The organism is Candidatus Flexifilum breve, assembly GCF_016713355.1.
In genome coordinates this window covers 58,545-82,932 of record NZ_JADJPI010000007.1, presented here as the reverse complement: position 1 = coordinate 82,932, position 24,388 = coordinate 58,545, and the positions used below count along the sequence as shown (strand labels likewise).

At 60.3% G+C, this 24,388-nt stretch carries 23 protein-coding genes; 11 read left to right on the top strand and 12 right to left on the bottom strand.

What is annotated here, in order from left to right:
* The first annotated feature begins 27 nt into the window (after positions 1–27).
* On the top strand, positions 28–561 hold the full coding sequence (locus tag IPK17_RS05775) for a hypothetical protein (protein WP_343416728.1): 534 nt from the start codon (positions 28–30) through the stop codon (positions 559–561).
* 193 nt (positions 562–754) lie between these two features.
* The gene (locus IPK17_RS05770) at positions 755–3,292 is read left to right on the top strand and encodes a sodium-translocating pyrophosphatase (RefSeq protein WP_343416727.1); all 2,538 of its coding nucleotides are present in this window, start codon (positions 755–757) and stop codon (positions 3,290–3,292) included.
* A 214-nt stretch (positions 3,293–3,506) separates the two neighbouring features.
* Here the strand turns inward: IPK17_RS05770 and IPK17_RS05765 are convergent, their stop codons facing one another.
* The gene (locus IPK17_RS05765) at positions 3,507–4,760 is read right to left on the bottom strand and encodes a hypothetical protein (protein ID WP_343416726.1); all 1,254 of its coding nucleotides are present in this window, start codon (positions 4,758–4,760) and stop codon (positions 3,507–3,509) included.
* Between the two features lie 98 nt (positions 4,761–4,858).
* Positions 4,859–5,101, bottom strand: coding sequence for a type II toxin-antitoxin system HicB family antitoxin (locus IPK17_RS05760; RefSeq protein WP_343416725.1), 243 nt, complete (start codon positions 5,099–5,101; stop codon positions 4,859–4,861).
* Positions 5,102–5,576: 475 nt separating this feature from the next.
* Here IPK17_RS05760 and IPK17_RS05755 point away from each other — a divergent pair, with 475 nt between their 5' ends.
* Positions 5,577–6,413: a class I SAM-dependent methyltransferase gene (locus IPK17_RS05755; RefSeq protein ID WP_343416724.1), complete on the top strand. Its 837-nt coding sequence runs from the start codon at positions 5,577–5,579 to the stop codon at positions 6,411–6,413.
* 123 nt (positions 6,414–6,536) lie between these two features.
* Here the strand turns inward: IPK17_RS05755 and IPK17_RS05750 are convergent, their stop codons facing one another.
* Genes IPK17_RS05750 through IPK17_RS05735 form a run of 4 tightly spaced genes read right to left on the bottom strand, consistent with a single transcriptional unit; the run spans position 6,537 to position 10,052 of the window.
* Positions 6,537–7,862, bottom strand: a complete 1,326-nt coding sequence (locus tag IPK17_RS05750) for a hypothetical protein (protein ID WP_343416723.1) — start codon at positions 7,860–7,862, stop codon at positions 6,537–6,539.
* A 19-nt stretch (positions 7,863–7,881) separates the two neighbouring features.
* Positions 7,882–8,805 (bottom strand): DNA-processing protein DprA, encoded by a 924-nt coding sequence (locus IPK17_RS05745; RefSeq protein ID WP_343416722.1) that lies wholly within the window; start codon positions 8,803–8,805, stop codon positions 7,882–7,884.
* 4 nt (positions 8,806–8,809) lie between these two features.
* Positions 8,810–9,427: a helix-turn-helix domain-containing protein gene (locus tag IPK17_RS05740; RefSeq protein ID WP_343416721.1), complete on the bottom strand. Its 618-nt coding sequence runs from the start codon at positions 9,425–9,427 to the stop codon at positions 8,810–8,812.
* A gap of 40 nt (positions 9,428–9,467) precedes the next feature.
* A complete protein-coding gene (locus IPK17_RS05735) occupies positions 9,468–10,052 on the bottom strand; it encodes a hypothetical protein (RefSeq protein WP_343416720.1) in 585 nt (194 codons plus the stop codon).
* A gap of 303 nt (positions 10,053–10,355) precedes the next feature.
* Here IPK17_RS05735 and IPK17_RS05730 point away from each other — a divergent pair, with 303 nt between their 5' ends.
* Positions 10,356–10,838 (top strand): CinA family protein, encoded by a 483-nt coding sequence (locus IPK17_RS05730; protein WP_343416719.1) that lies wholly within the window; start codon positions 10,356–10,358, stop codon positions 10,836–10,838.
* 188 nt (positions 10,839–11,026) lie between these two features.
* On the opposite strand, the gene IPK17_RS05725 is transcribed toward IPK17_RS05730, so the two are convergent.
* From IPK17_RS05725 to IPK17_RS05715, 3 genes are all read right to left on the bottom strand, one after another.
* Entirely contained in the window at positions 11,027–11,875 is an 849-nt protein-coding gene (locus tag IPK17_RS05725; RefSeq protein WP_343416718.1) for a VOC family protein, read from the bottom strand.
* Positions 11,876–11,878: 3 nt separating this feature from the next.
* Positions 11,879–12,472, bottom strand: a complete 594-nt coding sequence (locus tag IPK17_RS05720; protein WP_343416717.1) for an NADPH-dependent F420 reductase — start codon at positions 12,470–12,472, stop codon at positions 11,879–11,881.
* A 115-nt stretch (positions 12,473–12,587) separates the two neighbouring features.
* Positions 12,588–13,340: an SDR family oxidoreductase gene (locus IPK17_RS05715; protein WP_343416716.1), complete on the bottom strand. Its 753-nt coding sequence runs from the start codon at positions 13,338–13,340 to the stop codon at positions 12,588–12,590.
* A 170-nt stretch (positions 13,341–13,510) separates the two neighbouring features.
* Between IPK17_RS05715 and IPK17_RS05710 the strand changes: the two genes are divergently transcribed.
* Positions 13,511–13,849: a hypothetical protein gene (locus IPK17_RS05710; RefSeq protein WP_343416715.1), complete on the top strand. Its 339-nt coding sequence runs from the start codon at positions 13,511–13,513 to the stop codon at positions 13,847–13,849.
* A 66-nt stretch (positions 13,850–13,915) separates the two neighbouring features.
* Here the strand turns inward: IPK17_RS05710 and IPK17_RS05705 are convergent, their stop codons facing one another.
* Positions 13,916–15,055 carry a CaiB/BaiF CoA transferase family protein gene (locus IPK17_RS05705; protein WP_343416714.1) on the bottom strand — a complete coding sequence of 380 codons (1,140 nt, stop codon included), beginning with the start codon at positions 15,053–15,055 and terminating at the stop codon, positions 13,916–13,918.
* Positions 15,056–15,232: 177 nt separating this feature from the next.
* Between IPK17_RS05705 and IPK17_RS05700 the strand changes: the two genes are divergently transcribed.
* Positions 15,233–15,886, top strand: a complete 654-nt coding sequence (locus tag IPK17_RS05700) for an SH3 domain-containing protein (protein ID WP_343416713.1) — start codon at positions 15,233–15,235, stop codon at positions 15,884–15,886.
* A gap of 594 nt (positions 15,887–16,480) precedes the next feature.
* Here IPK17_RS05700 and IPK17_RS05695 read toward each other — a convergent pair.
* Positions 16,481–16,798, bottom strand: coding sequence for an FmdB family zinc ribbon protein (locus tag IPK17_RS05695; RefSeq protein WP_343416712.1), 318 nt, complete (start codon positions 16,796–16,798; stop codon positions 16,481–16,483).
* A 249-nt stretch (positions 16,799–17,047) separates the two neighbouring features.
* Between IPK17_RS05695 and IPK17_RS05690 the strand changes: the two genes are divergently transcribed.
* Complete coding sequence (locus tag IPK17_RS05690; RefSeq protein ID WP_343416711.1) at positions 17,048–18,580, top strand: monovalent cation:proton antiporter family protein; 1,533 nt, start codon at positions 17,048–17,050, stop codon at positions 18,578–18,580.
* Between the two features lie 51 nt (positions 18,581–18,631).
* On the opposite strand, the gene IPK17_RS05685 is transcribed toward IPK17_RS05690, so the two are convergent.
* A complete protein-coding gene (locus IPK17_RS05685; protein WP_343416710.1) occupies positions 18,632–20,086 on the bottom strand; it encodes a PPC domain-containing protein in 1,455 nt (484 codons plus the stop codon).
* Between the two features lie 170 nt (positions 20,087–20,256).
* Between IPK17_RS05685 and IPK17_RS05680 the strand changes: the two genes are divergently transcribed.
* The 4 genes from IPK17_RS05680 (at position 20,257) to IPK17_RS05665 (ending at position 24,336) form a co-directional block, all read left to right on the top strand.
* Positions 20,257–20,814: a DUF6391 domain-containing protein gene (locus tag IPK17_RS05680; protein WP_343416709.1), complete on the top strand. Its 558-nt coding sequence runs from the start codon at positions 20,257–20,259 to the stop codon at positions 20,812–20,814.
* 150 nt (positions 20,815–20,964) lie between these two features.
* Positions 20,965–21,954 (top strand): DNA polymerase III subunit delta, encoded by a 990-nt coding sequence (gene holA / locus IPK17_RS05675; protein WP_343416708.1) that lies wholly within the window; start codon positions 20,965–20,967, stop codon positions 21,952–21,954.
* Positions 21,955–22,193: 239 nt separating this feature from the next.
* A complete protein-coding gene (trmB, locus tag IPK17_RS05670; protein WP_343416707.1) occupies positions 22,194–23,192 on the top strand; it encodes a tRNA (guanosine(46)-N7)-methyltransferase TrmB in 999 nt (332 codons plus the stop codon).
* A complete protein-coding gene (locus IPK17_RS05665) occupies positions 23,179–24,336 on the top strand; it encodes a M20/M25/M40 family metallo-hydrolase (protein ID WP_343416706.1) in 1,158 nt (385 codons plus the stop codon). The genes trmB and IPK17_RS05665 overlap by 14 nt, the downstream gene beginning before the upstream one ends.
* The last annotated feature ends 52 nt before the right edge of the window (positions 24,337–24,388 follow it).

Here is a 24,388-nt window from a genome sequence, read left to right as displayed (position 1 = left end):
GCGCACTCGGGAGTCGAAGCGATGGTGATGACAGCAGCAGAGGAAAAAGTGTATCGGATTGCGCCGCAGATCATGCGCGGGCGCTTCCTGTATATGAGCGCGGCGCTGTGGTTTGTCCCCGTGTTTATGCTGATCGTCGGCGAACCCGTCGATGGGCTGCTGTTCGGGCTGTTCGGCGTCATCTGGATGATCGCCGGAGCGATTTTCGTCTGGGCGGGGCGCACCTCGGGTCTGTATGTGTCGCCGCAGGGCATCAGCTACCGGGCGCCGGGCATGACGATCAGTACGACGTGGGCGAATGTCGAGCGCATCGACAAGCGGATCATCTACGGCGATGGCGAAGTCGAGGGACTGGCGCTGCGGGAACCGGGGTGGCAGCCCAACGCGCTGATCGGTGGGGCGACGGCGATCATGAAATACAGCCCGGGGCATTTTCTGCAAGCGCGTTCTGTCGAGCTGTACAAGACGTTCATTCCGCTGTCCTCGCTGCAGACCAAGCACTGGCGCGATGCTGAAATCGGCGCGCAGATTCGCCGCTGCGCCCCGCATTTGTTCGAGTAACCGTTAATGGACATCTCCGCTGCTGGCCTCGACTATGGAGGCGCGAGTCCTGCCCGGCGCCGATCCGCCAACCAGCGTTACCGGGACTGCTTGCAAACGCCTGAACCCTGTGCGACAATCAGAAGCGCATAGTTGCTTTTTTCAATCAAGCCCCAATTTCTCGGTTCTTTCGTACCTACGGAGTAGTATTTTTATGCGTCCACTGAACGAAACGGAAAATCTTTTAATTCTCATCGTAATGGCTATTGCTTTCGCAGGCATTATCTATGCCGCCTTCCTCGCGCGGCAGATTCTGTCGGAAAGCAAGGGCTCATCCAAAATGCAGCAGGTGTGGGGCTACATCAAGGATGGCGCGAACGCCTACCTGCGGTCGCAGTTCCGCATCATCGGCGTGCTGGTCGCCGTGTTGGTCGTTGTCCTGTTCTTTAGCGTTTACCTGATCAACCCGACCCCTTACGCCATTGAGCACTTTTGCCCCGAAGTAGCAGATACCGCCCGCGAAAGCGTGGACGCGAATGGTATTCGGGCGAATGTTGCGGCGCAGAACCCGAACATCACGGATGTGAGCCAACTGACCCTCCTGCAAGAGAATGCCGTCGTTTACGCCGAAGAAGCGGCCATCGTCTCGCGCGGCATTCTGCCTGCGCCGGAAGGCTGCGACCCGGCGCGTACCACCATCGCCATCGGGCGCGCGGGCGCATTCCTGATGGGCGCGTTGTTCTCGGCGGCGGTCGCCTTCATTGGTATGAACATGGCCGTGCAGGGTAACGTGCGTGTCGCCGCCGCGGCGGTTGATCCCAAGCGCGGGTATGCGGATGCGTTGCGCATCGCCTACCGCTCCGGCACGATCACGGGCATGCTGACCGATGGCCTCGGCTTGTTCGGCGGCACGATCATCTTCATCCTGTTCGGCATCGCCTCGCCGGATGCGCTGCTCGGCTTCGGCTTCGGCGGTACGCTGCTGGCGCTGTTCATGCGCGTGGGTGGCGGTATCTTCACCAAAGCCGCCGATGTCGGCGCTGACCTCGTCGGTAAAGTTGAAGCGAACCTCCCCGAAGACGATCCGCGTAACGCCGCCGTTATCGCCGACCTCGTGGGCGATAACGTCGGTGACTGCGCCGGGATGGCGGCGGACATCTTCGAGAGCTACGAAGTCACGATTGTGGCCGGTTTGATCCTCGGTCTGGCGCTGGCGACCGTCACGCGCTCCCCGATCTGGATCGTGTTCCCGCTGGTCGTGCGCGGCATCGGCGTACTCAGCTCGATCATCAGCACCTACCTCGTGCGCTCGACCACGGGCAAGGACGCCCTGAGCGCGATCACGCGCGGCTTCTACAGCGCGGCGGCCATCAGCATTGCGCTGTTCGGCGTTTTCACCGTGTTCTACATGCGTGAGCCAAACATCAATCAGGGGAACATCGTCTGGCAGCCGCTCGCGGCAGTCGTCGTCGGGATCATCCTCGCCGTCGTGACGGATCGCGTGACCGCCTACTTCACCGACACCGAACATGGCCCGGTGAAAGAAATCGCCAAGAGTACGCAAACAGGCGCGGCGACCACCATCCTCAGCGGTTTGTCCAGCGGTATGGAAAGCAGCGTGTGGGCGATCCTCGTGCTGTCCGGCAGCATCCTGACGAGCATCATCATCTTCGGCCTGTTCCCGGTGACCGATGCGGCGGGCAATCAGATCGTCGATACCTTCACCGCGGTGCTGTATGGCGTCGCGATGACCGGTATCGGCATGCTCACGCTGACGGGTAACAACGTCTCGATGGACGCCTTCGGCCCCATCTCCGATAACGCGCAGGGCGTCGCCGAACTGGCGGGCGAAAATCACGGCGTGGGCGGCGAAATCCTCAGCCAGCTCGACGCGGTGGGCAACACCACCAAGGCGATCACCAAGGGCATTGCGATTGGGTCGGCGGTGCTCGCGGCGGTGGCGCTGTTCGGGTCGTTCCTCACCGATACCCGCGTGGTGCAGTTAGGCTTGGGCATTCCGCTGGAAGAAACGGTGTACGCGCGCGGCATCAACATCGCCGACCCGATCGTCTTCATCGGCTTCCTGATCGGCGGCGGCGTGATCTTCCTGTTCAGCAGCTTGCTCATCCGCTCGGTCAACCGCGCGGCCTTCGAGATGATCCACGTCGTGCGCCGTCAACTGCGCATCCCCGGCATCATGGAAGGCACGAAGACGCCCGATTACGCCGAAGCGGTCAGCATTTCGACGCAGGCGGCGCAGCGTGAACTGCTGCCCATCGGTGTGATCGCCGTGCTGACGCCGGTCGTGGTTGGCTTCCTGCTCGGCGCGCCCGCGCTCGGCGGCTTCCTCGGCGGCATCATCCTTGCCGGGCAGTTGATGGCGGTGTTCATGTCCAACGCGGGTGGCGCGTGGGATAACGCTAAGAAGCACATCGAAGAGGGCAACTACGGCGGCAAGCACTCCGACTCGCACAAAGCGGCGGTCGTCGGCGATACCGTCGGCGATCCGTTCAAGGATACGGCGGGTCCGGCGCTCAACCCGATGATCAAAGTCGTCAACCTCGTCTCGCTGCTGGTTGCGCCGCTGGTGGTGACCGTCGCCGCGCCGCAGACGGACAGCGGTACCCGTCTCGCTGTCACCATCGTGATGCTGGTGCTGGTCGGCGTGATCGTGTGGGCGATCTTCCGCAGCAAGCGCATCGACAAGGAAACCGAAGCGCTGGTCGAGGAAGTGGCCGCCGCGGGCGACTAGCTCCCGCTACATAACGACGTCGGGACGAGGCCTAAGTGGGTTGAAACAGCTCAGATGCTGACCCCACCCTCGGCCCCGCCCCGAATTCGGGGCGGGGCGCCAACACCGCTCGCCGAACCGCATTAGTTTTCGTAAAGACTCGGTTTATCGCGTCCGCAAACAGAAAAGAAACGGGGCGATCCACATCTGCGGATCGCCCCGTTTCTTTCAAATCTTAGTTCCCCGCCAGCGCCTCCAAATCCGCGCGCGTGAAGGTCGACAGCCAGCCCAGATCGCGCTGCGCGAAGGCGCGCAGCAGCAGGCTATACATGAACGGTCGTGCCGTTTCATCTGCGAGGACTGCGGCGGGCGGGATGGGCGCGGCGAAGTCCAGCCGCACGGTCGTGTAAAACTCACCGGGAAGCACCTCAGCACGCACCTCGACCTGCCGCTCTGTCAACATATCGCTGAAGGAACGCTGCGTGACCAAACTCTGATACGCGGCGATCCGTGCCGGGATGATGCGCGCGGCGGTTTCCGCAGCGTCGGGCTGCGCGAACAGCAGCACCACCGATCCGATCTCCTCGGTTTCGCTCACGACCTGGGCGAACAGCGCCAGCTTATAGGGCGGCAGCGCTTCAAAGTCGTTATCCAACAAACGCTCGATGATGGCGCTTCGTTGTTCGGGTGACAGGGTAGGCGGGAGCATCGCGCCGAGGTCGCTGAGGGCGGCTAGTCCGACATCCGACGGAATGAAGGCTTGCAGCAGCGTACCCTCATCGCTGATGGCTGCGACCGCCGTTCGATACAGCGGATTGCTGGCGAGACTGTCCTGTTGCCCGTTCACCACCTGCTCGACGACCTGCAAATCCTCAAACATATTCGCGCCGATCATGAACTGCGGTGCGATCAGCCGCCCCCACAGCCGCCCAAGATCGCCGCCGAAGAAGTCCGCCGGGTTGCGTTCGCGCACGTTGATTTGTTCGCTGTTTTCACAGCCGACCGAACCGCACCACAGTTCAACTTCGCCCGTGACTGACTCCTGGGTGAAGTCGCGGGCGGTCAGCGCCGCGCCGATGGCTGCGGGGTCAAAGTCGCCGAACAGATACATGACGGTTTGCGGTGGGGCGAGATCGACCAGCGCGCGGTCGATCTCGAAAAAGTCGATACCCATCGCGGCGGGTATCTCGTCGCCGAGGGTGAAATATTCCAGGCCGGGCAGCATCGTATTTCTGAACGTGCGTCTCCAGATGTCGTAGGCTGCGCCGCTCGCCGCCTCATAGTCCGCCCAGTCAGCGGGACGCTGCGCGGCGGGGTATGCCTGTTCCACCGCGGTGAAGTCGGCGAAGTAGAGGTCGCCGTGCGCTGGATTGGGGACGAGCGCCAGCGCGTCCAGCAGCGGCGACGAGTCGTCTTGCGCGATAGTCACCGTGGTGTTCAGCAGCAGCGTGAGGATGAGGAGCAGACTCGCGAAACGTTGCAGATTCATGCTTTGCACACTCCTAGACTAGGCCTGAGTAGTGCCATTATAGGCAGTTTTCGCATTGGGCGCGGAGCAGCGCTTTGAACGCGGTTGCAAATGATATGTTAGGCGGTAGCGTATTCCGCTGCAGGCTCGGGGATCGGATCGCCATGTGCCAAACTGCTGGTCAGCCAACCGATTTTGGCATCCTCTAACATTTCTAACGCTTCGGCAATGGTTTCGCCGCCGCCGACACAGCCCGCTAGTTCGGGGATGACTGCGCCCCAACTGCCGTCTTTTTCGGGGATGAGTTCGATTTTGTAGCGCAGTCCCAGATAATACTGCAGGTCTTTATTTGTCTTCGCCATTTTCTTCCTCTGTCTCAGCTTGCCTCACTTCGTTCACTTGGTCAATCAGCTCAAGCGCGGCACGAACATAGACGGGTTTCACCGGGCGATTGAAGGGAATGATAACTTTGAAAGCTTGATCTTCAATCACTGCGCGAAAAATATGATGACTGCCTGCGCATGATCGAGCACAAAACCGTGATCTTCCAGCACTTGCCGAAGTTCTTCAAAACTAACATCTTTGGGACTCTGTCGTAGTTTCTGGAGACGTTTTTGGCGTTTGGTCATCTTGATTATACCAATGGTGTTGACCTTGTTGAGCGCGCACATAAGACGGTGCGCGGAAACAGCCATTATAGGCCAGTTTCGCATTGGGCGCGGAGCAGGCGGACAGCAGCGCTTCGATACCCCCGAATTCCGTCGCATGGGGCATAATCACAGGTGGGTCGAATGCTTCTCTAGAAAGGAGAACGGCAGCCTCTCTGCCTGACCTCTGATGACACAGACAATCACCAACGAGTACCTTGCTCAGACTGGCTATTTGATTGAGCCCGCGCCAGTCGATGAGTGGCGGCATTTCGACGAAAATGATCCGGTTCCCGCCTATTTTCAATTCGACTGGTTCAGTTCGCGCCATCCTGATCTGTACCACAAGTTTGCCCTCTCCACCGAAGCACTTATGGATGATCTGGAGCAAATCGTCGATTTAACCGGACGTATCGTAGCCGATATTGGCGCGGGCACGGGACGCGGTACGCTTCGGCTTGCCCGAAAGGCCAGGCACGTCTTCGCCATTGATCCCTTTAAATCGGTTCTGGATTTTAACCGACGACTCACCGAACATGCCGGGCTAACGAATGTCACCTACAAACGGGAATCCTGCGCTCAGATCTCGCTGCCCGACAATGCGGTGGATGTGGCGATCAGCTCGTGGGCAGTGCTGGACTATGCTGAAGCCTACCGGATCACCAAGCCGGGCGGCTATCTGATCTTTATGGGCAGTTGCCCCGGCACATTATGCGGGGAATTGACCGCGACCCTCGCTCCCGAATATCCCACGATCATCGATTCTGTAGCGTCGGCTGAGGTTTACGATCCGGCGTATCCCACAACCGAGGTAGAAGTCGCGGGCGGTACGTGGAACGGCGTGCCGCTCGCAGCTCCGCTGCGCGTGCGCGATTTCACCTTTGTAGGGGATTACGGTACGGTCGACGAAGCGGCGGCGGTGCTTGGGCGGTTCTACGGCCCCAAAGCCCGGGCGTACCTGCAGGAACGCGCTCAGTCGTCCATCAGTTGGCGATTGCGCATCGAGTACTGCCGGATCGCGAAATAGGTTTTGCCTGGCGCCGTGTTCACGGCTGATGTGTGCGTGCGGAGTGCTATTGATAGTTCCTGCATTTAGCGTGCTGTCCGGGCGAGCCCTCACGGGATCGCCCGTTAATCTGTGATGCAGCCCTCATACTTGCATCCCACCGATACGTGCCATCCGCCCCAATTCCTCACGGGTAACGATGGAAAGCCAGGCAACTTCGCCGTTCCAAACGAGTTCGTGAAAAAGTTGGAAGATGCTGCCGGGAGTCGACACTTGCGGCGTGCGCAAGGAAGGCCGGCTGAGCGCGATGATCTCTTCCGCTTCGGCTTTGTCCGCCCCAAATTCAAAACGTACGACCCAGCGATCTGCGGCACGGACAATATGTGTTTCTACAGCGTTTACAAAGCGGCTTGCCAACGCATCGCTCATTAATTGCGATCCCAAGTAGAGACGATATTGGTTGATGCGCTCCGGTACGATGGTCGCAGCAGCTTGGGCATCGGCCTCATCGCGGTAGACAAGGATGACGTCCGTGACTTGCTGCGTTTCGGTGACGACATCGGCCAGCATTAGCAGATCAAAGCGAGGCAGCGTCGTGTAGCCGTTATCGAGTAGCTGCTGTAAGGATCTGCTGCGGTCAACCAGTTCATAAGGCGGGAATTCAAAGAAAGGGGGATCGGATAATTCAAAGAGTAGATGGTGTTGATCAGGAATATAGGCTTGCAGCAATACACCCTGCTCAGCCACAGCGGCGGCGGCCGCCTGATAGTCCGGATCATCTGCCAGCGAGTCAATGGTGCCAATTGCCCGCATCGAGACCCCTGCCAATTTCTCACCACCTGCCACACCAATAACATGCGCTGGAGAAATCAACACGCTCCACGGGTGACCGTAGATGCCGCCAAAGAGGTCAACCGAGGCGTTCGCGGGGTCGCTTTCGCTGTAACGGTAGCAACCTGGCGCGGGACACAGGAGTTGGTAATCACCGAGGAGCAGGGTGTGCGCATAATTCCGTGACTTATAGGCCGAGCGTACAGCATCGGTATCAAATGAGCCTTCAAGGTAGTACACATCTTCTAGGCCGTTACCTTGCAGAAGGCTGCGCTGAATCTGAAAGAAGTCGAACCCCATGACTGGTTCGAGGTCGTCAACCCGCGCAAATACTTGGTGAGTTGGCGATTGCATTCCCCGGAAAACACCCCACCACACACCAAAGGCTTGAGCATTGGTCTGATCTTGTTCCGATCGCCATGCTTCATAAGTATTCCAGTCACTGGGAAGCTGCGCTGCGGGATAGGCATTGGGAATTGCCGCAAAATCAGCAAAATATACGGGATCGTTTTGACCTTGTGGCACGAGAGTCAGCATGTCCAGCAGCGGTGAGTCTTGTTCCTGAGCAGCGGCGAACGAAGTCACGCTGGTTAGCGTAATCAGCAGCAGAATGACAACGATAAAGCGCGAAAAATTCATTTTGGGCCGCGTCCTTTTGCTAGATCAGTGGCAGTTGGATGGTGATAGGCTTATCCAGCGGGGTGATGGTCGTGTCCTGTAAAACAGCGTTTGCGTCCAGCACACTCACCGCTTCGACCAGTGCGTCGGCGTCGGGGAGCACGGTCGCGCCCTGCTCGGCGAGCGCCTGATTGCCACTGGCGTCGCTCGCCAACGTGAACACGCGCCGCCCCTGCTCGACGGCGCGCCGCGCGGCGTGCATCGCACCGCCGTCGTGCTGGGTCTGCACGACGATCACCGCGGTACTTAGCCCACTGATGAGGCGGTTGCGCGCGACCAGCGCCGGCGGCGTGGGATGCGCTTCGGGGTGCACTTCGCTGATCAGTGCCGTGACCGATTCGGCAAGCGGTCGATTTTCCGGCGGGTAGAGGTTGAGCACGCCGCAGCCGAGCACGGCGACCGTTGGCGCGTTCGCCGCCAGCGCGCCCATATGCCCGCCCGTGTCGATGCCGAGCGCCAACCCGCTCACGATGATCCAGCCGCGCTTGGCGAGTTCGTAGCCGATGCGTTTGGCGGTGAGCAGGGCGTCCGGGGTGGGTGTGCGCGTGCCGACGATGGCGGCGCAGCGCAGCATGGTGACGGGCAGATCACCGCGCACGAACATCAGCGGCGGCGGGTCCGGGATGCGCTTGAGCAGCGGCGGATACGCCAAATCGCCGAGTGTGATCAGCTTCACTCCCGCCTGTTCCCAGCGGGTCATTGATGCCGCGACTCCGTCCACGTCCACGCGCTTGATCGCCGCCGCCAGCTTCACGCCGATTCCCGGCACACGATCCAGCGCGCGCTCGTCGGCGCGGAGAATTGCGTCGAGATCGCCGTTGAAGTGCGTCCACAGCGCGCGCAGTTTCTTCGCGCCGAGATGTTCGATGAGACATAAGGCGACCCATGCCGGAGGAATCGGCATGGGGTTATTCGGCTTGATAGTATTCGATGATCGACAGCAGCATGGTGTTGATGTAGGTGTTGACCTGCCGCAGCAAATGCGCCCATTCCGACGCGCTGCGCGGCACGTTCAGCTCTGACCACGTGAGCACGGCGTTGGTGACAAAATCGCTGAAATAAAAGAAACCGCGCACAGCCTGGGGCAGCGACAGTCCATCTTTTTCCAGAATCGCCGCGTAATCTTTGCCGATGCGAATAGCCTCCGCGAGGCGGTTATCCGGTGACCCGGCGGCCAGATACGCGCGCAGCCCTTCCAGCACGCGCCGCCCCTGATCGCGCATGGTCGCCCGCGTGGCTTCGCTCATGGAGGCGTACCACGCTTCTTGATTCAGCGTGCCGCCGCCCACGGTCATGCGCGTTTGACCGAGCGCATTCTGGAGGATCACCTGCACTTCGAGCGGCTGCAGTTCGCCCTGCGTCGCCGCATACTGCGTTAAATCCGCTTTGCGAAAGCGGCGATGCCCGCCGGGCGTACGACGCGACGGGAGATCGCCTTTATCGGCCCAGTTGCGCACCGTGGCCGGGTGCACGCCTAACAGGTCGGCGGCTTGGCGCAAACTAACCCATTCCGATGTTTCTGTCATGTGTCCTCCTGTATCTCTCTTAGTATACAGTCGGATTGGCCTATTCGGGTACGAGTTTGCGCCCCTCGACATAGATCGCCACCTGCACATCGGCTACGCCGACCTGCGGCGCGACGATCACCCGGAGCGGGAACATGGCCCCCGATTCCAGATGAATGCCGTCGAGATCGACGACGCGGTAGCCCATCAGCAGATCGTGCTCATCCAGCAGCAGCACCACCGCGCGTAAGGCTTCGGCGGGCAGGGTGCCCGCGTTGCTCACAGCGGCGCTGACGACATAGCGCCCATCCGTCAGCGGCTCCGCGGTGACCGCGTCTGCTTGCAGCGTCACCCAAGCGGCGTCGGCGCTGCGGCTCGCCCCGATCAGCCGCGCGCTGCCGCTGGCCGGGCTGCGCGTATCAAAGACCGCCTGATACGGCGCGAACCCGCCCGCTGGGATGATCGCCTGTTCAAGGGCGATCTGCTCAATATAGCTGGCCAACTGGACTTCGAGCACCACTCCTGTCACCGCATACGGCAGCGGATTGAAAATCATTCCCAGACACAAACGCGAATGTTCGCGTGTTTCATAGCAGACCGGATTATCATAGGCGAGCGGAAGGCCCGCCGGAGAAATAACTGTCATAACTGCCGCGCGCGTCGGCGCTGCTCTCGGAGACGCTAACCGCCCTATCGTCAAGGTGACACTTGGATAAGTGGTCGGTAAGGTACTCGGAGAGGCGTGATCCGTAACAACGTTGCATCCAGCGACCCAGGTACTCATAAACAGCCCCAGGATCAGCGGACGCCAGCCCCAGTACCCCATGAGCGGATTTATCCCTCATTATCCCATACCGCTGTTCGGTTATCCCACATTATATCCGTATCAAGTAGAATTGTCAGGGGATCAAAGAGGCAATATTTCAAATTGCCGGGGAGCATAGTCATTATGGATGATATACGCTTAGAAGCGCTCATCGGCGACGCGCTCAAACGCCGCGGTTGGACGGTGTGCACAGCAGAATCCTGTACCGGAGGCTTGATCGCGCATCGCCTGACGAACATCAGCGGGAGTTCCGCCTATGTACTCGGCGGCGTCGTGACCTATTCCAACGAAGCGAAGATGAAGCTGATCGGGGTGCCGGAAGCCACGTTGAGCGCGCACGGAGCGGTCAGCGCGGCGACGGCGCAGGCGATGGCGGAGGGGGTGCGTGCCCTGTTTAATGCGGATATCGCCCTGAGCGTCACTGGAATCGCCGGGCCGGGCGGTGGTTCGCCGGAGAAACCCGTCGGGCTGGTGTATATCGGTTTGGCGTTGCGCGACCGCGAGACGCAGGTCAACCGCTACCTATGGGATGGCGACCGCGAATCGAACAAAGCCCGCAGCGCCGACGCCGCCTTGCAAATGATTTATGCAGCAGCCAAAGCCTAGAAGAAAGAAACGAGAAAGATTCAACGCAAAGGCGCGAAGACGCCAGGACGCCAAGTAAGATTCAGAATTACCTGAGAGCGTCGCTGCTGATGCTCGACTGAAGCAAGACCCGACCTGCCCCGTTTTTTGTCACCCTACTTTGCGCCTTGGCGTCCCGGCGTCTTTGCGTTGAGTCTTTTCTTTGCGCTTTACCCGTTCAGGATGCGGACTTGGTTGCCGTCCTGATCCACGACGAGCGCCGCGCCCGTCCCGCTGATCGTGATGGGCAACCCGGCGGCCTGCACACGTTCGATCACGGTTTGCGCTGCGCCGGGCACCACCAGATCCCACCAGTCGAGGCCGACTGCCGTCTGCGGCGGCAGCATGCGCCCCGCCCACGTATTCGTGCCCAGGTGATGGTGATAGCCACCCGCGGAGAAGAACAGCGCGCCGGGATAATTGCGCACGACGACATCCAGCCCGAGTACGCCGTTGTAGAACGCCTCCGCTTTTGCCAGATCCGACACATGCAGATGTACATGCCCGATGATCGTCCCGGTGGGGATCGCATCGTAGGGCGTCGGGTCGGCGTCGTTGACCAGCGCGCGCAGATTGAGCGGTTCGGTCGCCATTTGCAGATCGCCGTGGATATACGTCCACTCGTCACGCCGCCGATCCCGGTAGATTTCCAGTCCGTTGCCATCGGGATCAGACAGGTAGAGCGCCTCGCTCACCAGATGATCGGATGCGCCACCGATGGGGTAATTGGCTTCGACTAAGCGTTTGAGCACTTTGCCGAGCGCGGGACGACTGGGCGTGAGAATCGCCACATGATACAGCCCGGTCGAACGCGAGGGCTTGGGCGTGAACTGCTGATTCCCCACCAGCGTGATGATGGGCGCGGAGTCACCTGCCGAGAGCGCGACCGAATGCTCGCCGATCTCGGTGGCCTGCAAGCCGAGGATATCGCGGTAGAAGCCGAGCGACCGACTCAGGTCGCGCACGCGAAAACGAGCTGCGGCGATATAGGTGGAGTCGGGGAGGCGAAAGTCGGCCATGTCCTAGACCTTTACGAGCTTGAAGGCGAGATCAGTGCCCATGCCGTGGTCATAGCCGAGAAACACGATGAAGCGCACGAGATGATCGAGGTGCATCGCTTCTTTCGCCCCGCCCACATCGACCACCTCAAAGCCGATGTCCTCCAGCAGCGTCTTGACGACGGCTTTGGCAGCGCTGTCGTTCCCAGCGATGAAGGCGGTTAATCCCTGGGCAGCGGGATTCGCAATCACCTGTGAGAAGATGTGATTGAAAGCCTTCACAACTTTCGAGTCGGGCAGCAGCGCCTGAACGCGTTCCGTCGTGGACAGCGGATCGGTGCTTTGAAAATCGTTCGCCGTTTCGATGACGATTTTGCCCTTGAGCCCAGGCAGCTCGCTGACCACTTCGGCGACGCTGCCGAACGGCACGGCGAGAATGATCACCTCACCAAAACTGACCGCTTCCGCCTGCGTGCCACCCTGCGCGCCGATGGCTTGGGCAGCGGTCTGCGCTTTGCTCGCGTCCCGCGAGCCGAAAAAGACGGCATGCCCGGCTTTGATCAAGCGCTGCCCGACGCCGCTCGCGATTCTCCCGGTCCCGATGATTCCGATCTGCATAGCTTCTCCCTTGTCAAAGTCAACAGTGATCAGTTCACAGTTCACAGTGCGAACATGAACCCGGCATGGGTGTTCTTTGACTGTTCACTGAACACAGTGAACGGTGAACTCCCGATTATCCGGCGGTGAGGCCGCCATCAATGGCGATGGCCTGACCTGTGATAAAAGACGCTTTGTGACTCAGCAACCATACGACCGTCTCGGCAATTTCCTGCACCGTCCCCAGACGCCGCATGGGGTTGCCCGTGACCCGGCGCTGCATGTGTGGGGCGACCTGCACCATGTCGCGCACCATGGGCGTATCGGTGAAGCCGGGGCAGATGGCATTCACGCGGATATTTTGCGCCGCATATTCGAGCGCCGCCGTCTTGGTCAAACCGATCACGCCGTGCTTGCTGGCGTCATAGGCGCTGGCGTAGGGGAAGCCGACCAAGCCCGCGACCGAGGCGGTGTTGACGATTGCGCCACCGCTCCGCAGGAGCAGGGGCAGTTCGTATTTCATGCACAGCCACACGCCCTTCAGGTTGATGTTGATAACTTGATCCCACGCCGTCTCGTCCTGATCGGCAGTCGTGGCCATGACGCCGCCCACGCCTGCATTATTGAATGCGCCATCCAAGTGACCATAGGTTTCGTCGGTCGCGGAGATCAAAGCGCGCACCTGCTCGGCTTTCGAGACATCGCACGGGACGAAGATCGCGCCGCCGCCCGCCGCTTGAATCAGCTCCGCCGTTTCCGCGCCCAACGCCGCGTTCACATCGGAGACGACGACGCGCGCCCCTTCCCGCGCCAGCGCGAGCGCAGTTTCGCGGCCAATCCCCGACGCGCCGCCCGTCACCAGAATCACTTTTTCAGCCAGTAAACTCATGTTGATTCCCTCAGAAAAACTAACCTGTAGCGATCACACGGCAGGCACTTCTGCACTAAAACGTTGATTTAGAATTAATTAAAAACCATAAAACCTAAACACTTTAATTCTTAAGCCGCCTATATAGTGATGATTAAGCACGTACTTCTCATCACCATCGGAGACTTTCCATGAAGAAACCTATGCTCCTCACGCTCCTCCTCCTACTCGTCGCTGTCAGCGGCCTGCTCGTCGTCAGCGCCCAAACTGAAACCCCGGAAAATCTGCTGTGCACCGAAGATGGCAGCAACGGCATTCAGTGCAACACCGTGGCTGATAATGAATGCTTCCCCGGCGGTGACATGGCCTGGGAAAGCGGTAACGGCCCGTGTGAACAGGGAAACCAAGAAGTCTGGGTGTGCGGTTGGTACCTCGCCCGCTACAACGCCGGACTGATCAGCACCATGCCGCTGGATTGCCACTGGGTCTTCCCGCCGACGCCGACCCCGACCGTGATCCGGTACTCGTAAGCTTCACCTGAGCACTGCTGCGCTGCGGACAGGCGATAATTGTAGGTGCCTGTCCGCAGCGTTTTTTTACGCCTGCACGACCCCCTGCGCCGTCAGTTCATCAATTTCAGCCTCCGTATAGCCAAAACTGAGCAGCACCGCGCGCGTGTGTTCGCCATAGCCGGGCACGGGCGCGAGTTCCGGCAGGTCGCCGCTGCGGATTGGGCTGTGGATGACGGGCATTTCCGACCACGTCCATTCCAGTGAGCGCCGCGCTTCGATCTGCGGGTGGTTGAGCGCCTCGCTCGGGCGCATGACGCGCGAAAAACAGCAGTCAGCCGGTTCGAGCTGCGCTGCCCACTCCGCCGCCGTCTTAAGCGCGAAGATCTGCTCCAGTTCCGCCAGCAAATAACGCTGACGTTCTGGCTTTTCGTAGCCTTCAATCAAGTCCGGACGGTTGATCGCCGTGCAGAAGTTCGTCCAGAATTTGGGTTCGAGCGCCGCCAGCGTGACCGACTGCCCGTCACTGGTCGTGTAGACGTTGTAGCACGCCATTTTGCCGGACAGCCGCCCGCGAATGTGATCGCCCGCGCTAATGGCTTCGACCCACGAGATCGTCATGAAGGGCAGCGCCGCCTCGAACAGCGAGATGTCGAGGAAGGCGCCCTCGCCTGTGCGTTCGCGCCCAAACAGCGCCGCGCAAATCCCCGCGACCGCCGCATACGCGCTGCCGAGATCGGCCACCTGCCCGCCGAAGGGCTGCGGTGAGTTCATTTCGCCGAGCAAGCCTGCCTCACTGATATAGTTGAGATCATGCCCGCTGCGCTGCGCGTATGGCCCGGTCGCGCCCCAGCCGGAGAGCGCGCAGAACACGAGCCGCGGGTTGATCGCCTTCAGCGTGTCATAACCGACGTTCAGCCGATCCAGCACGCCGGGGCGGTTGCTCTCGATCAGCACGTCGGCGCTCGCCGCCATACGCTGGAGCACGGCTTGCCCGCGTTCGTCTTTCAAGTTGAGGATGATGCTCTGCTTGCCGCGATTGGTCGCGCCGAAGTACGCGCCCTGCTCGTCGATGAGGGGCGGCATCCAGCGCGCATAGTCGCCGCCGCCCGGCGCTTCAATCTTGATGATCTCCGCGCCCAGATCGGCCAGCATGAGAGTCGCCACGCCGCCGGGGAGCAGGCGCGTCAGGTCAAGGACACGAATACCCTGTAATGGTTTGGTCATGATCACTCCGAGCAAGTGCTGCAGGCGCTGAGCCAACCATAACGCAAACCGCGCTGGGGATCGAAAATTCGACGCTGGTTGAGATCGTAGGTCAAACGTCAGCCGGGGGACAGGCAGCGCATGGCACTTTACCGCATAATGAAAGGTAGAACGTTTCTACCTCAACAAGGAAGCACCATGTTCCGGCGGATCACTCTGCTCATTTTCGCGCTCACCGTCACCTTGACGGCGGCGGGCGTTTCCGTCTTTCCGACTTACGCTCAAACTTACTGTATGTCTGTGACCTCCCGGCTGGCGATCGGCGCGCAGGGCGTCGTCACGCCCGGTCTGCCCAATGTGCTGCGTGACCAGCCTGTGCCCGGCGGTGGCGCGATTCTCGCTTACATCCCCGCGGGCGGCGTGTTCACGGTTGTCGACGGCCCGGAGTGCAACAATGGCATCACGTGGTGGCAAGTCGACTATGACGGTATCGTCGGGTGGACGCCCGAAGGCCAGTGGAGTACCTACTGGACAGAACCTGCGGTCGACAGCGAAGCGACCGCCAGCCCGGCGGCGAGTGTCCCGACCACCCCGACGCAGTGTACACTTGCGCCGCGCCTGACGATCAACGACCCGGCGCAAGTGACGCCCGGCCTGCCGAATCGCGTGCGCGTCGCGCCGACGTTTGCCGCGCGCGTGCTCGGTTTGATCCCCGGCGGCGGTGTGTTCACCGTGCTGACGGAGGGCGTATGCGCGGACGGTGTGTACTGGTATCAGGTGGACTACAACGGCTTGATCGGCTGGACGGCGGAGGGGCGCAACTCGACGTATTGGCTTGCGCCGCAGGGCTGAAGTTGCTATCCAACGTCAGTTAGGGATGAGCCTCATTCGCTCCTCCCCTCACCCCCAACCACTCTCCTGTCAGGGGTAGGTTTTTAATGCTTCCTAATGGAATGCGCGTTTCTTTCGCCAAAACCCCCTGTAGGGACGAGGCATGCCTCGTCCTGTTTTTCTCTGGATTGAACCAAAAGCCTGCCATCCGTGAAAGCAAAAGAAGGTTTTAGCCAATAGGGTGACGGTTATTTTGGCAAAGGAGGACGAGGCATGCCTCGTCCCTACAATTGAAAACCTACCCCTGTCAGCACCCCCTCTCCCACGCAAGCGGGGAGAGGGGAGACAAACAGGGTTTTTGCTGGCTCCCTGAATTCGGGGAGGGGCCGGGGGTGGGGTCAGAACTCCGTATTCATAAGTTAAATTGCATAAGTCGGTTCTCGAAACAAATCCACGAATGGATGTAGGGGCGCACCTGCGTGTGCGCCCGAAACCGGGTAGACACATAGGTCTACCCCTACATTGGAACTTTCGCGAGTCGACTTTAGACAGCGCACAGGAATCAAAAACGCCCGCTCAATGACGGGCGTTTTTCATATCAAATAATGACGGCCGCTAGTCGGCGGCGGCAGTGGTGGCGGCTGGTTTGGCCTCAGCAGCGGCAGGCTTACTCTCGGCAGCCGGTTTAGCAGCGTCGGCGGCAGGCTTGCTGGCATCATCACTGGTCTTGGGGGGGGTGAGCGTAGATGAACGCGACGCGCTCTTGCTGTCGTTGACGTAGAAACCCGTCCCCTTGAAGATCACGCCCGCTGCCTGTATCACGCGCACAACCTTTTGCCCGGTCACCGGATCAACGGTGAGCGGTTCATCGAGAAACTTCTGGCGATAATCAAAGGTCGTCCCATCTTCACGACGATACGTATATAGCGGCATTTACGCACCTCAATACAGCATAGTTGTTCACACTACATCCCACAGTGCATATTACAACAGATTTCAGGTAAAAGTCTATATGCGGTGGGTAAATCTGATAAAGAATTTATGATTCCCGCCATGGGGTAAGATTTGGGACTGTAACTACGTCTGTAATGTACTTCAGGCCCGATTCATCCCAACCGACACCGAACGATCAGTAGTCTGGAAGCGAACTATAAGGACAAGCGCCCCACCCAACAAGGAGACATGATGCACCACGACCTGCTGCTGCTGGCTACTTTTACGATGGCGATTCTGACCGCATTTTTCGGCGGCTGGCTTGCCCGCAAGCTTGGTTTCCCCACGTTGCTCGGCTATTTGCTCGCAGGGATGGCCATTGGGCCGTTCACCCCCGGTTTTGTCGGCGACATCAACGATATCAGTCAACTGGCAGAGATGGGCGTCATCTTCATGATGTTCGGCGTGGGGCTGCATTTTTCCTTGCGTGACTTGTGGGCGGTGCGGCGGGTGGCGCTGCCCGGTGCCGTGTTTCAGATGCTCATCACGACGGGAATTGGCGTGCTGCTGGCGCAAGCGTGGGGCTGGTCGCTGCAGGCCGGGCTGGTGCTCGGACTCGCCCTCTCGATTGCCAGTACAGTGGTGCTGCTGCGCGCCCTGACCGACAACGATCTGCTGCGCACGCGGCACGGCAAGGTCGCGGTGGGGTGGCTGGTGCTGGAAGACTTGGCGACCGTCGCCATCCTCGTGCTGCTGCCCGTGCTGATGGGCGGCGGCGAGGTTTCGCTGGCCAACATCGGGCTAGCCATCCTCAAAACGGTGATCTTCGTCGCGCTGATCATGCTGGTGGGCGCGCGCCTGCTGCCGTGGCTGCTCACGCAGATCGCGCAGACCCGTTCGCGCGAACTCTTCACCCTCGCGGTCGTCGCGCTGGCGCTGGGCACAGCCTTCGCCGCCGCCGAACTCTTCGGCGTGTCACTGGCGCTCGGCGCGTTTCTGGCGGGTGTGGTGATCGGCGAGTCGGAGATCAGCCATGAGGTCGGCGAGGAAGTTGTCCCCTTCCGCGAGATTTTCGCCGTGCTGTTCTTCGTCTCGGTTGGAATGCTCGTCAACCCGGCGGTGATCGTCGCGAATGCCGGGCAGGTAATTGTGTTGAGCGTGCTGATCATCGTGGGCAAGTCGGTGATCACGCTGCTGCTGACGGTGTTCTTGCCCGCGTCGCGCATGACGGCGCTGGTCGTCGCCGCCGGGTTGAGTCAGATTGGCGAATTCTCGTTCATCGTCGGGCAGTCCGGGATCGCGCTCGGCGTGCTGTCACAGGACCAGTATTCGCTCATTCTGGCGGGCGCGCTGATCTCGATCATCGTCAATCCGCTCATGTTCCGCTCGATTCCGCTCGCCGAAAAATTCCTCCTGCGCCTGCCCATCTTCAGCCATCCGTCGCGGGACGAACCAGCGGTCGCCCCGGCGGATACTGCACCCTTAGCGCCGATCTATCATCGGGCGCTGGATCAACTGCTGATCGCTGCGCAGGGCATCGAAATCGCGTGGATTCCCGTGTCGTCGCACAGCCCGCTGCGTGGTTCGACGATTGCGCACAGCAATTTACGCGCGACGGTCGGCACGTCGATCATCGCGCTTATGCGCGATGGCGCTGTCGTGCCCAATCCTAAATCGCACACGCCGCTGCTCGAAGGGGATATTGTCGGTTTGATCGGGAATCCGCAGGAGTTGGAGGCGGCACGGCAGCTCTTGAATCCGCCAGAACTGCTGCCGGTGTGAAAATAAACAGGGCGCACCGCAGCGCGCCCTGTTTGCTGGTGCAGATGGGTTTTATTCGGCGGTTTCCAGCGAGACGGAGTAGGTGAGATCGCTGTAGCTGTAGTCGCTGATGCTGACCAGCACTTCGCCATCCGAGTACACCGAGAATTCCAGCGTCAGGCCGCTGACATAGCTGCCGCTGCCCGAAGCGAGCGTGCTGCCCGCTTGCATCACGCTGATGTTCGGCGAACCCGTCGCGTTATCCGAGTCGACAGCCAGCGTCAGCCGGACGACCGAGCCCGCTTCGCCCGTGAAGACGAGTGACCGGGTCGGGTTCATACCATCGCTCGAGAAGGTGACTTCCTGCGCGCCGTCGTCCAGCGAGGGCAGAATGCCGCGTTCAATCGTCAGCGCGACCGAGCCCGTGCCCGAGATCACGTCGAGGACGATGGTGTGCGTGCCGCTGGTGGTCAGTACATAATCGGTGATTTCGGGATCATTGCGCCGACCGCTGTCCTGGTCCGCGATGAGCTGGTAGTTGTACGGATCATTGATCGCCAGATCGGTATCAACCGTGCCCGTGCTTTCAGCGTAGACGTTGATGACTTCGCCCGTATTGCCTTCAAAGCTGAAGAAGAACGTGCCGCCGCGTTCGGTGATGTCGAGTTCGACCGTGTCACCGTAGGCGATGGGCTGCATGTCCGCCTTGTCGATCGAGAGCGTATATTCGCCGATCGCGGAACGGCTGAAGCTGTTCACCTGAATGGTGTACGCGCCCGTGTACGGCAGTTCGTACGGGCCGATCTGCGAGTTGAGCGAGCCGCCGCTGTCATCGTTCGACGTCAGTTCAAAGCCGCTGTCGTCGAGCAGGAGCAGGTACGTGTCGAAGATCGGGGAGTCCAGCCGGATGATGACCGAGTCGCCCGCTTCGCCCGTGAAGGCGTAATCGGCGGCCAGTTCATCATTGGTCAGTTCGGCGGTGACTTCCTGCGTGTATTCAATGCGCCGCACTTCGATTGTGTCGACGGTGAGCGTGAACGCGCCCACGGCTGCGCCGCTGTTGTTGTAGTAGGCAAAGCTCTGCGCGATGACGGTGTATTCGCCCGCGTCCGGCAGCGTGTACGTGATGCGCGAATCGAAGTTGCCCGCGCTGTCGTCATCGGTGTCGATCAGGTTACCGTCGGCATCCTGCAGCACGAGATACGGATCAAATTCGTCCGAAATCAGGCTGATGCGCACGGTCTGATTCGCTTCACCGGTCAGCGTGTAGGCGAAGGCCGGTTCGCTCTCGGTCAGCGTGCCTTCAAGCGTGTCGCCGACGCTGAGCGCGCCGCCATCGACGGGTTCGGGACGATCCGTACCGGGGAGCTGGACGGCTTCCTGCGTCGCTTCCGGTTCGGCCGTGACTTCGGTGAGCGGAGCCGGCGTCGGCGTAGGATCGGACTGCGCGGCCGTCATCATGGGCAGGCTCAAAGCAAAAATGACGAGAATGAGCAGGAGCAGCCCAAAGCGTGTCTGTCTTGGCATTGTGTTATTCTCCATAAAGCGAAGGCGCTAACTTGCAACCACCATACGTTCATTCTACTCGTATTTTTATTGAAACACATCCGCCGTAGGGCGGACGCCGGGTTTTCGTGGGGCGAAAAGTATGTTACAGTCTGTGAACCTGTCGTGCTAGCAAGCGAGAGATGAAGTAAATGACCGCATGGGTTGAACAATTGGCGGACTCCCTACAACCAGTGTTGGATTTACCGCTTGTCCGGCGGACGCGACGGAATCATGGTCTTGAACACGCGACGATCCACCTGCTGGCGAATCGCGTCAAGAATTTGCGCATGGCGGGGCGCAGTGATGGCAGCGGCTTCGTGCTGATGGGCGAAGCGCCCACCGAAGCCATTGACGCGGCGGTGCGCGATGCGCTGCGCCGCATGCGCAACGGCGAACATCATTTGGCGGTGCATCCCAACTGCGGCACCAACCTCGTCACCACGGGGATGATGACGTCGGCGGCGGCGCTGCTCGGTTTGGCGGGCGCAAATCGGCGCGATGTCTTCAATCGCTTCCCGACGCTAATGATCCTGATGATCGCCGCGCTGATCTTTTCGCAGCCGCTCGGTCTGTCGCTGCAAAAATACATCACCACCGACGGTGACCCCGCCGATCTCGAAATCATTCGCATCACCCGCAGCGAAATGCGGACGCCGTTCAGCGCCAATGCGATCACGGTGCACCGCGTGACCACGCGCTCCAGTTAAGGACTGAGGTTAAAGGACTGAGGACTGAGTAAACGACGTGACAGCGAACGCGCAGGCTGGGTTGTTCATCAATGAGCTTTGCTGCCAGCCCAGCCACCTAAGTAAAGCGTTCTCAGTTCTCAGTCCTCAGTCCTCAGTCCTCAATCTGTTATGACTAAATCACCTACGTTCTACATCTTTCATGGCGATGATGACCTGCGCGTTGAGGAAGAGGTCGGCAAGCTGCGTGCCAAGATCAGCGCCTCGCCGAACGCCGACCTGAACACCGCCGAATTCGACGGGCCGCAAACGTCCGTCGGCGAGCTGCTCAGCGCGGTGATGGCCTACCCCTTCCTCTCTGACAAGCGGTTGGTGATCGTGCGCGACCTGCTGGCGTGGATCACGCGCAAAGGCGCGGGCGAAACGGGCAAAAAGGCGGTCGAGGCGCTGGTGACGGCGCTGCCCACGCTGCCCGAATGGGGGCGGCTGATCTTCTGGGAGCGCGAGAAGCTCGCCGACAGCAACAAGATCGTCAAGCTGGCGCAAAGCGACGAACACGGCTTCGAAAAGCTGTACATGGTGCCGAAAGACAGCACTGAGTGGATTCTCAAGCGGGCGCGCGAGACCTACAACGTCGAAATCGAACCCGCGGCGGCGGTGGCGCTCGCCAGCGTCACCGGGAACGATCTGCGCGGCGCGGATAACGAACTGCTCAAGCTGATCGCGTTCGTGAACGGCGAGCACCCGATCACCGAGCAGGATGTCGCGCTGCTCACGCCCTATGTACAGGAAGCGAATATGTTCGAGATGGTCGACGCGCTGGCGGAAGGCCGCGCGAAAGCCGCCTCGACGCTGATGTACCGCCTGCTCGAACAGCAGGAAGACCCGTTCGCGATTCTGGCGATGATCAACCGCCAGTTCCGCCTGCTGCTTATGGCGCGCGATCATCTGGATCGCGGCGGCGCGCCCAAAGAGATCGGGTCGGCATTGAGCGTGCATCCGTTTGTCGGCGAAAAGCTGGCGAAGCAGTCGCGGGCGTTCAACGCGGCGCAGTTGGAGCGCATCTACCGCGCCCTACACGACTACGATGTGAAGATCAAAACCGGGCAGATTGACGCCAAGTTGGCGCTCGATCTGCTGCTGGCGGGGCTAGCACGGTAAAAACAGACCTCACCCCTAAATCCCCTCTCCGAAAAGAGGAGAGGGGACTTGGAAAGCACGCCTAGCTCCCGCTCTTTGGGCTGAGGACAGGATACTTTTAACAAACGAACAAATTGTAGGGACGCGCTTCTGCGCGTCCCTACAGGTGTTGTCTGAGGAAAGACAGTCTCGAAATATTAAAACTGTCTTGCCGTGAAGTGAATTCGGGGTGGGGTCGGTAACGACTGGATTTGGAACGTATGACCGAAAAACTGAGCGGCTATCGCAGTGACTGGCCGACCGACTGGCCTGCGCTGTTCGGCGTCCAGCGCCCGCTGATTTTAGAGATCGGCTTTGGGCGCGGCGCGTTTTTGCTGCATCTCGCGCGGCGCTACCCGGATCACAACATCGTCGGGCTGGAGATCTCGAATCGCTGCATGGTGATTGGCGAGAAGCTGATCGCCCGCGAGCAACTGACCAACGTGCGTGTGATCCATTCGACGGCGGAGATGGCGCTCAACCACCTGTTCGAGCCGCAGTCCATCAGCCAGATTTACGTCAATTTCCCCGATCCGTGGTTCAAGCCGGGGCATCATCACCGCCGTTTGATGCAGCGCGATACGGTCGACGCGCTCGTCAGCCGCCTGACGCCGGACGGCCGTTTGTACCTCGCCACCGACATCCTCGAATACGCCGAACTCAGCGCGGAACTGCTGGCCAACACGCCCGGCTTGACCAATCTGCTCCCTTCGGCGTGGGTGAATGACATGACAGATCGCGTCATTACTAAGTATGAACAGATTGCGCGGAACGCCGGACGCGCGTGTTATTATTTCGCCTATGCGCGCAACGAGATAAGCGCGCCGAACGTATCAGTGATCAGGGATTTGCCCATGCCGCATATTGTGTTCACCAGCCCGCTCACGCTGGATCAGATGGCCGATCAGTTTGCGGGGTGGAATGTCGACGAGGGCGACCTGCATATCCACTTTATGACGCTGTACCGCGGTCAACATGCGCTATTGTTTGAGGTGCACGTCGGCGAAGCAACGATTATCCAGCATCTGGCGCTGCGCGTGAGCGAACGCGCCAAACGCGAAGGCCGCGAATACACGATTCAGGTCAGCAGCATGGGGCATCCGCGCGCGACAGTCGGCGTGCATCGCGCGGTCGCCCTGCTCGGCGAGTGGTTGATTGGATTGCATCCGGACGCGCACGCGATGATCAACAAGGTGGCGGTGAACGATGGCGACGATTAACACGAACCTCACGACCCAATGGCTGCAGGCCATGGTGCAGATCAACTCGGTCAACCCCGGTCTCGACGACCTGGGGGCGGGCGAAGCCCAGGTGGCGCAGTGGTTGGCTGATCTGTGCCGCGCGCTCGGCCTCGAAGTTGAACTGCAGGAGACTGCGCGCAACCGTCCCAATGTGATCGCGCGCTGGCGCGGCACGGGCGGCGGTCAAAGCGTGCTGCTGACCGGGCACACCGATACCGTCAGCCTCGAAAACATGCTCGATAATCCGCTCGATGGCCGGGTCGAAGAGAATCGGCTGTACGGGCGTGGGGCCTATGATATGAAGGGTGGCCTCGCGGCGATCCTCGGCGCGGTTGAGGCGCTGATACGTGACGGTTTCCAGCCGCGCGGCGACATCATCCTCGGGTTCGTCACCGATGAGGAATACCTGAGCATCGGCATGGATGCGCTGGTCTCGGTTGTCAGGGCGGACGCTGCCATTCTCACCGAGCCGACCGAACTGCGCCTGTGCGTCGCGCATAAGGGCTTCGCGTGGGTTAACCTGACGACGCAGGGGCGCGCGGCGCATGGCAGCCTGTATCACACGGGCATCGACGCGATTGTGCACATGGGGCGGCTGCTCAATGTGATCGAGCGCTTCGAAAAAGAGGCCGCGCTCAAGACGAAGAGCCTCCTGCTCGGTCGCGAATCGATCCATGCCAGCATGATCAGCGGCGGTCTCGGCTTGAGTACGTACCCGGATCGCGCGCGTTTGCAGGTCGAACACCGCCTGCTGCCGGGGCGCACCGGCGACGATGTGATCGAGTGGTGGCAGGGACACATCAACGAACTTCAACGGGAAGACTCGCACTTTAACGCCGAAGTCGAACTGGAATTTTACCGTCCCGGTTACGAGATCAGCCTCGATGCGCCCATTGTGCAGACGGTGCAGCGCGCCGCAACCGCGATTATGGGGAGTGAGCCGACGCTGTACGGCATGTGGGCCTGGCTCGATTCGGCAATTCTTGGGCGCGCGGGCATCCCCACGGTGATCATCGGCCCCGGCGGCGAAGGCGCGCATGCGGCGGTCGAATGGGTGAGCCTCGACGATGTCTTCGCGTGTGCTGGCATCATCGCGGATGCGGTCGAGGCGTGGACAGCCTAAAAGTCCACCCCATTTCTACAGAATGTTGACAAAACCGATCAACATAATTTTT

Excerpts from the sequence above, each read along its gene's own strand:
- IPK17_RS05705 (WP_343416714.1), bottom strand. The coding sequence starts at position 15,055 with ATGACCAAACCATTACAGGGTATTCGTGTCCTTGACCTGACGCGCCTG.
- IPK17_RS05755 (WP_343416724.1), top strand. The coding sequence starts at position 5,577 with ATGACACAGACAATCACCAACGAGTACCTTGCTCAGACTGGCTATTTG.
- IPK17_RS05770 (WP_343416727.1), top strand. The coding sequence starts at position 755 with ATGCGTCCACTGAACGAAACGGAAAATCTTTTAATTCTCATCGTAATG.
- IPK17_RS05725 (WP_343416718.1), bottom strand. The coding sequence starts at position 11,875 with ATGGCCGACTTTCGCCTCCCCGACTCCACCTATATCGCCGCAGCTCGT.
- IPK17_RS05680 (WP_343416709.1), top strand. The coding sequence starts at position 20,257 with ATGACCGCATGGGTTGAACAATTGGCGGACTCCCTACAACCAGTGTTG.
- IPK17_RS05740 (WP_343416721.1), bottom strand. The coding sequence starts at position 9,427 with ATGACAGAAACATCGGAATGGGTTAGTTTGCGCCAAGCCGCCGACCTG.
- IPK17_RS05775 (WP_343416728.1), top strand. The coding sequence starts at position 28 with ATGACAGCAGCAGAGGAAAAAGTGTATCGGATTGCGCCGCAGATCATG.
- IPK17_RS05745 (WP_343416722.1), bottom strand. The coding sequence starts at position 8,805 with ATGCCGATTCCTCCGGCATGGGTCGCCTTATGTCTCATCGAACATCTC.
- IPK17_RS05690 (WP_343416711.1), top strand. The coding sequence starts at position 17,048 with ATGATGCACCACGACCTGCTGCTGCTGGCTACTTTTACGATGGCGATT.
- IPK17_RS05665 (WP_343416706.1), top strand. The coding sequence starts at position 23,179 with ATGGCGACGATTAACACGAACCTCACGACCCAATGGCTGCAGGCCATG.
- IPK17_RS05735 (WP_343416720.1), bottom strand. The coding sequence starts at position 10,052 with ATGACAGTTATTTCTCCGGCGGGCCTTCCGCTCGCCTATGATAATCCG.
- IPK17_RS05750 (WP_343416723.1), bottom strand. The coding sequence starts at position 7,862 with ATGAATTTTTCGCGCTTTATCGTTGTCATTCTGCTGCTGATTACGCTA.
- IPK17_RS05700 (WP_343416713.1), top strand. The coding sequence starts at position 15,233 with ATGTTCCGGCGGATCACTCTGCTCATTTTCGCGCTCACCGTCACCTTG.
- IPK17_RS05685 (WP_343416710.1), bottom strand. The coding sequence starts at position 20,086 with ATGCCAAGACAGACACGCTTTGGGCTGCTCCTGCTCATTCTCGTCATT.
- IPK17_RS05730 (WP_343416719.1), top strand. The coding sequence starts at position 10,356 with ATGGATGATATACGCTTAGAAGCGCTCATCGGCGACGCGCTCAAACGC.
- holA (WP_343416708.1), top strand. The coding sequence starts at position 20,965 with ATGACTAAATCACCTACGTTCTACATCTTTCATGGCGATGATGACCTG.
- IPK17_RS05715 (WP_343416716.1), bottom strand. The coding sequence starts at position 13,340 with ATGAGTTTACTGGCTGAAAAAGTGATTCTGGTGACGGGCGGCGCGTCG.
- trmB (WP_343416707.1), top strand. The coding sequence starts at position 22,194 with ATGACCGAAAAACTGAGCGGCTATCGCAGTGACTGGCCGACCGACTGG.
- IPK17_RS05760 (WP_343416725.1), bottom strand. The coding sequence starts at position 5,101 with ATGGCGAAGACAAATAAAGACCTGCAGTATTATCTGGGACTGCGCTAC.
- IPK17_RS05765 (WP_343416726.1), bottom strand. The coding sequence starts at position 4,760 with ATGAATCTGCAACGTTTCGCGAGTCTGCTCCTCATCCTCACGCTGCTG.
- IPK17_RS05710 (WP_343416715.1), top strand. The coding sequence starts at position 13,511 with ATGAAGAAACCTATGCTCCTCACGCTCCTCCTCCTACTCGTCGCTGTC.
- IPK17_RS05720 (WP_343416717.1), bottom strand. The coding sequence starts at position 12,472 with ATGCAGATCGGAATCATCGGGACCGGGAGAATCGCGAGCGGCGTCGGG.
- IPK17_RS05695 (WP_343416712.1), bottom strand. The coding sequence starts at position 16,798 with ATGCCGCTATATACGTATCGTCGTGAAGATGGGACGACCTTTGATTAT.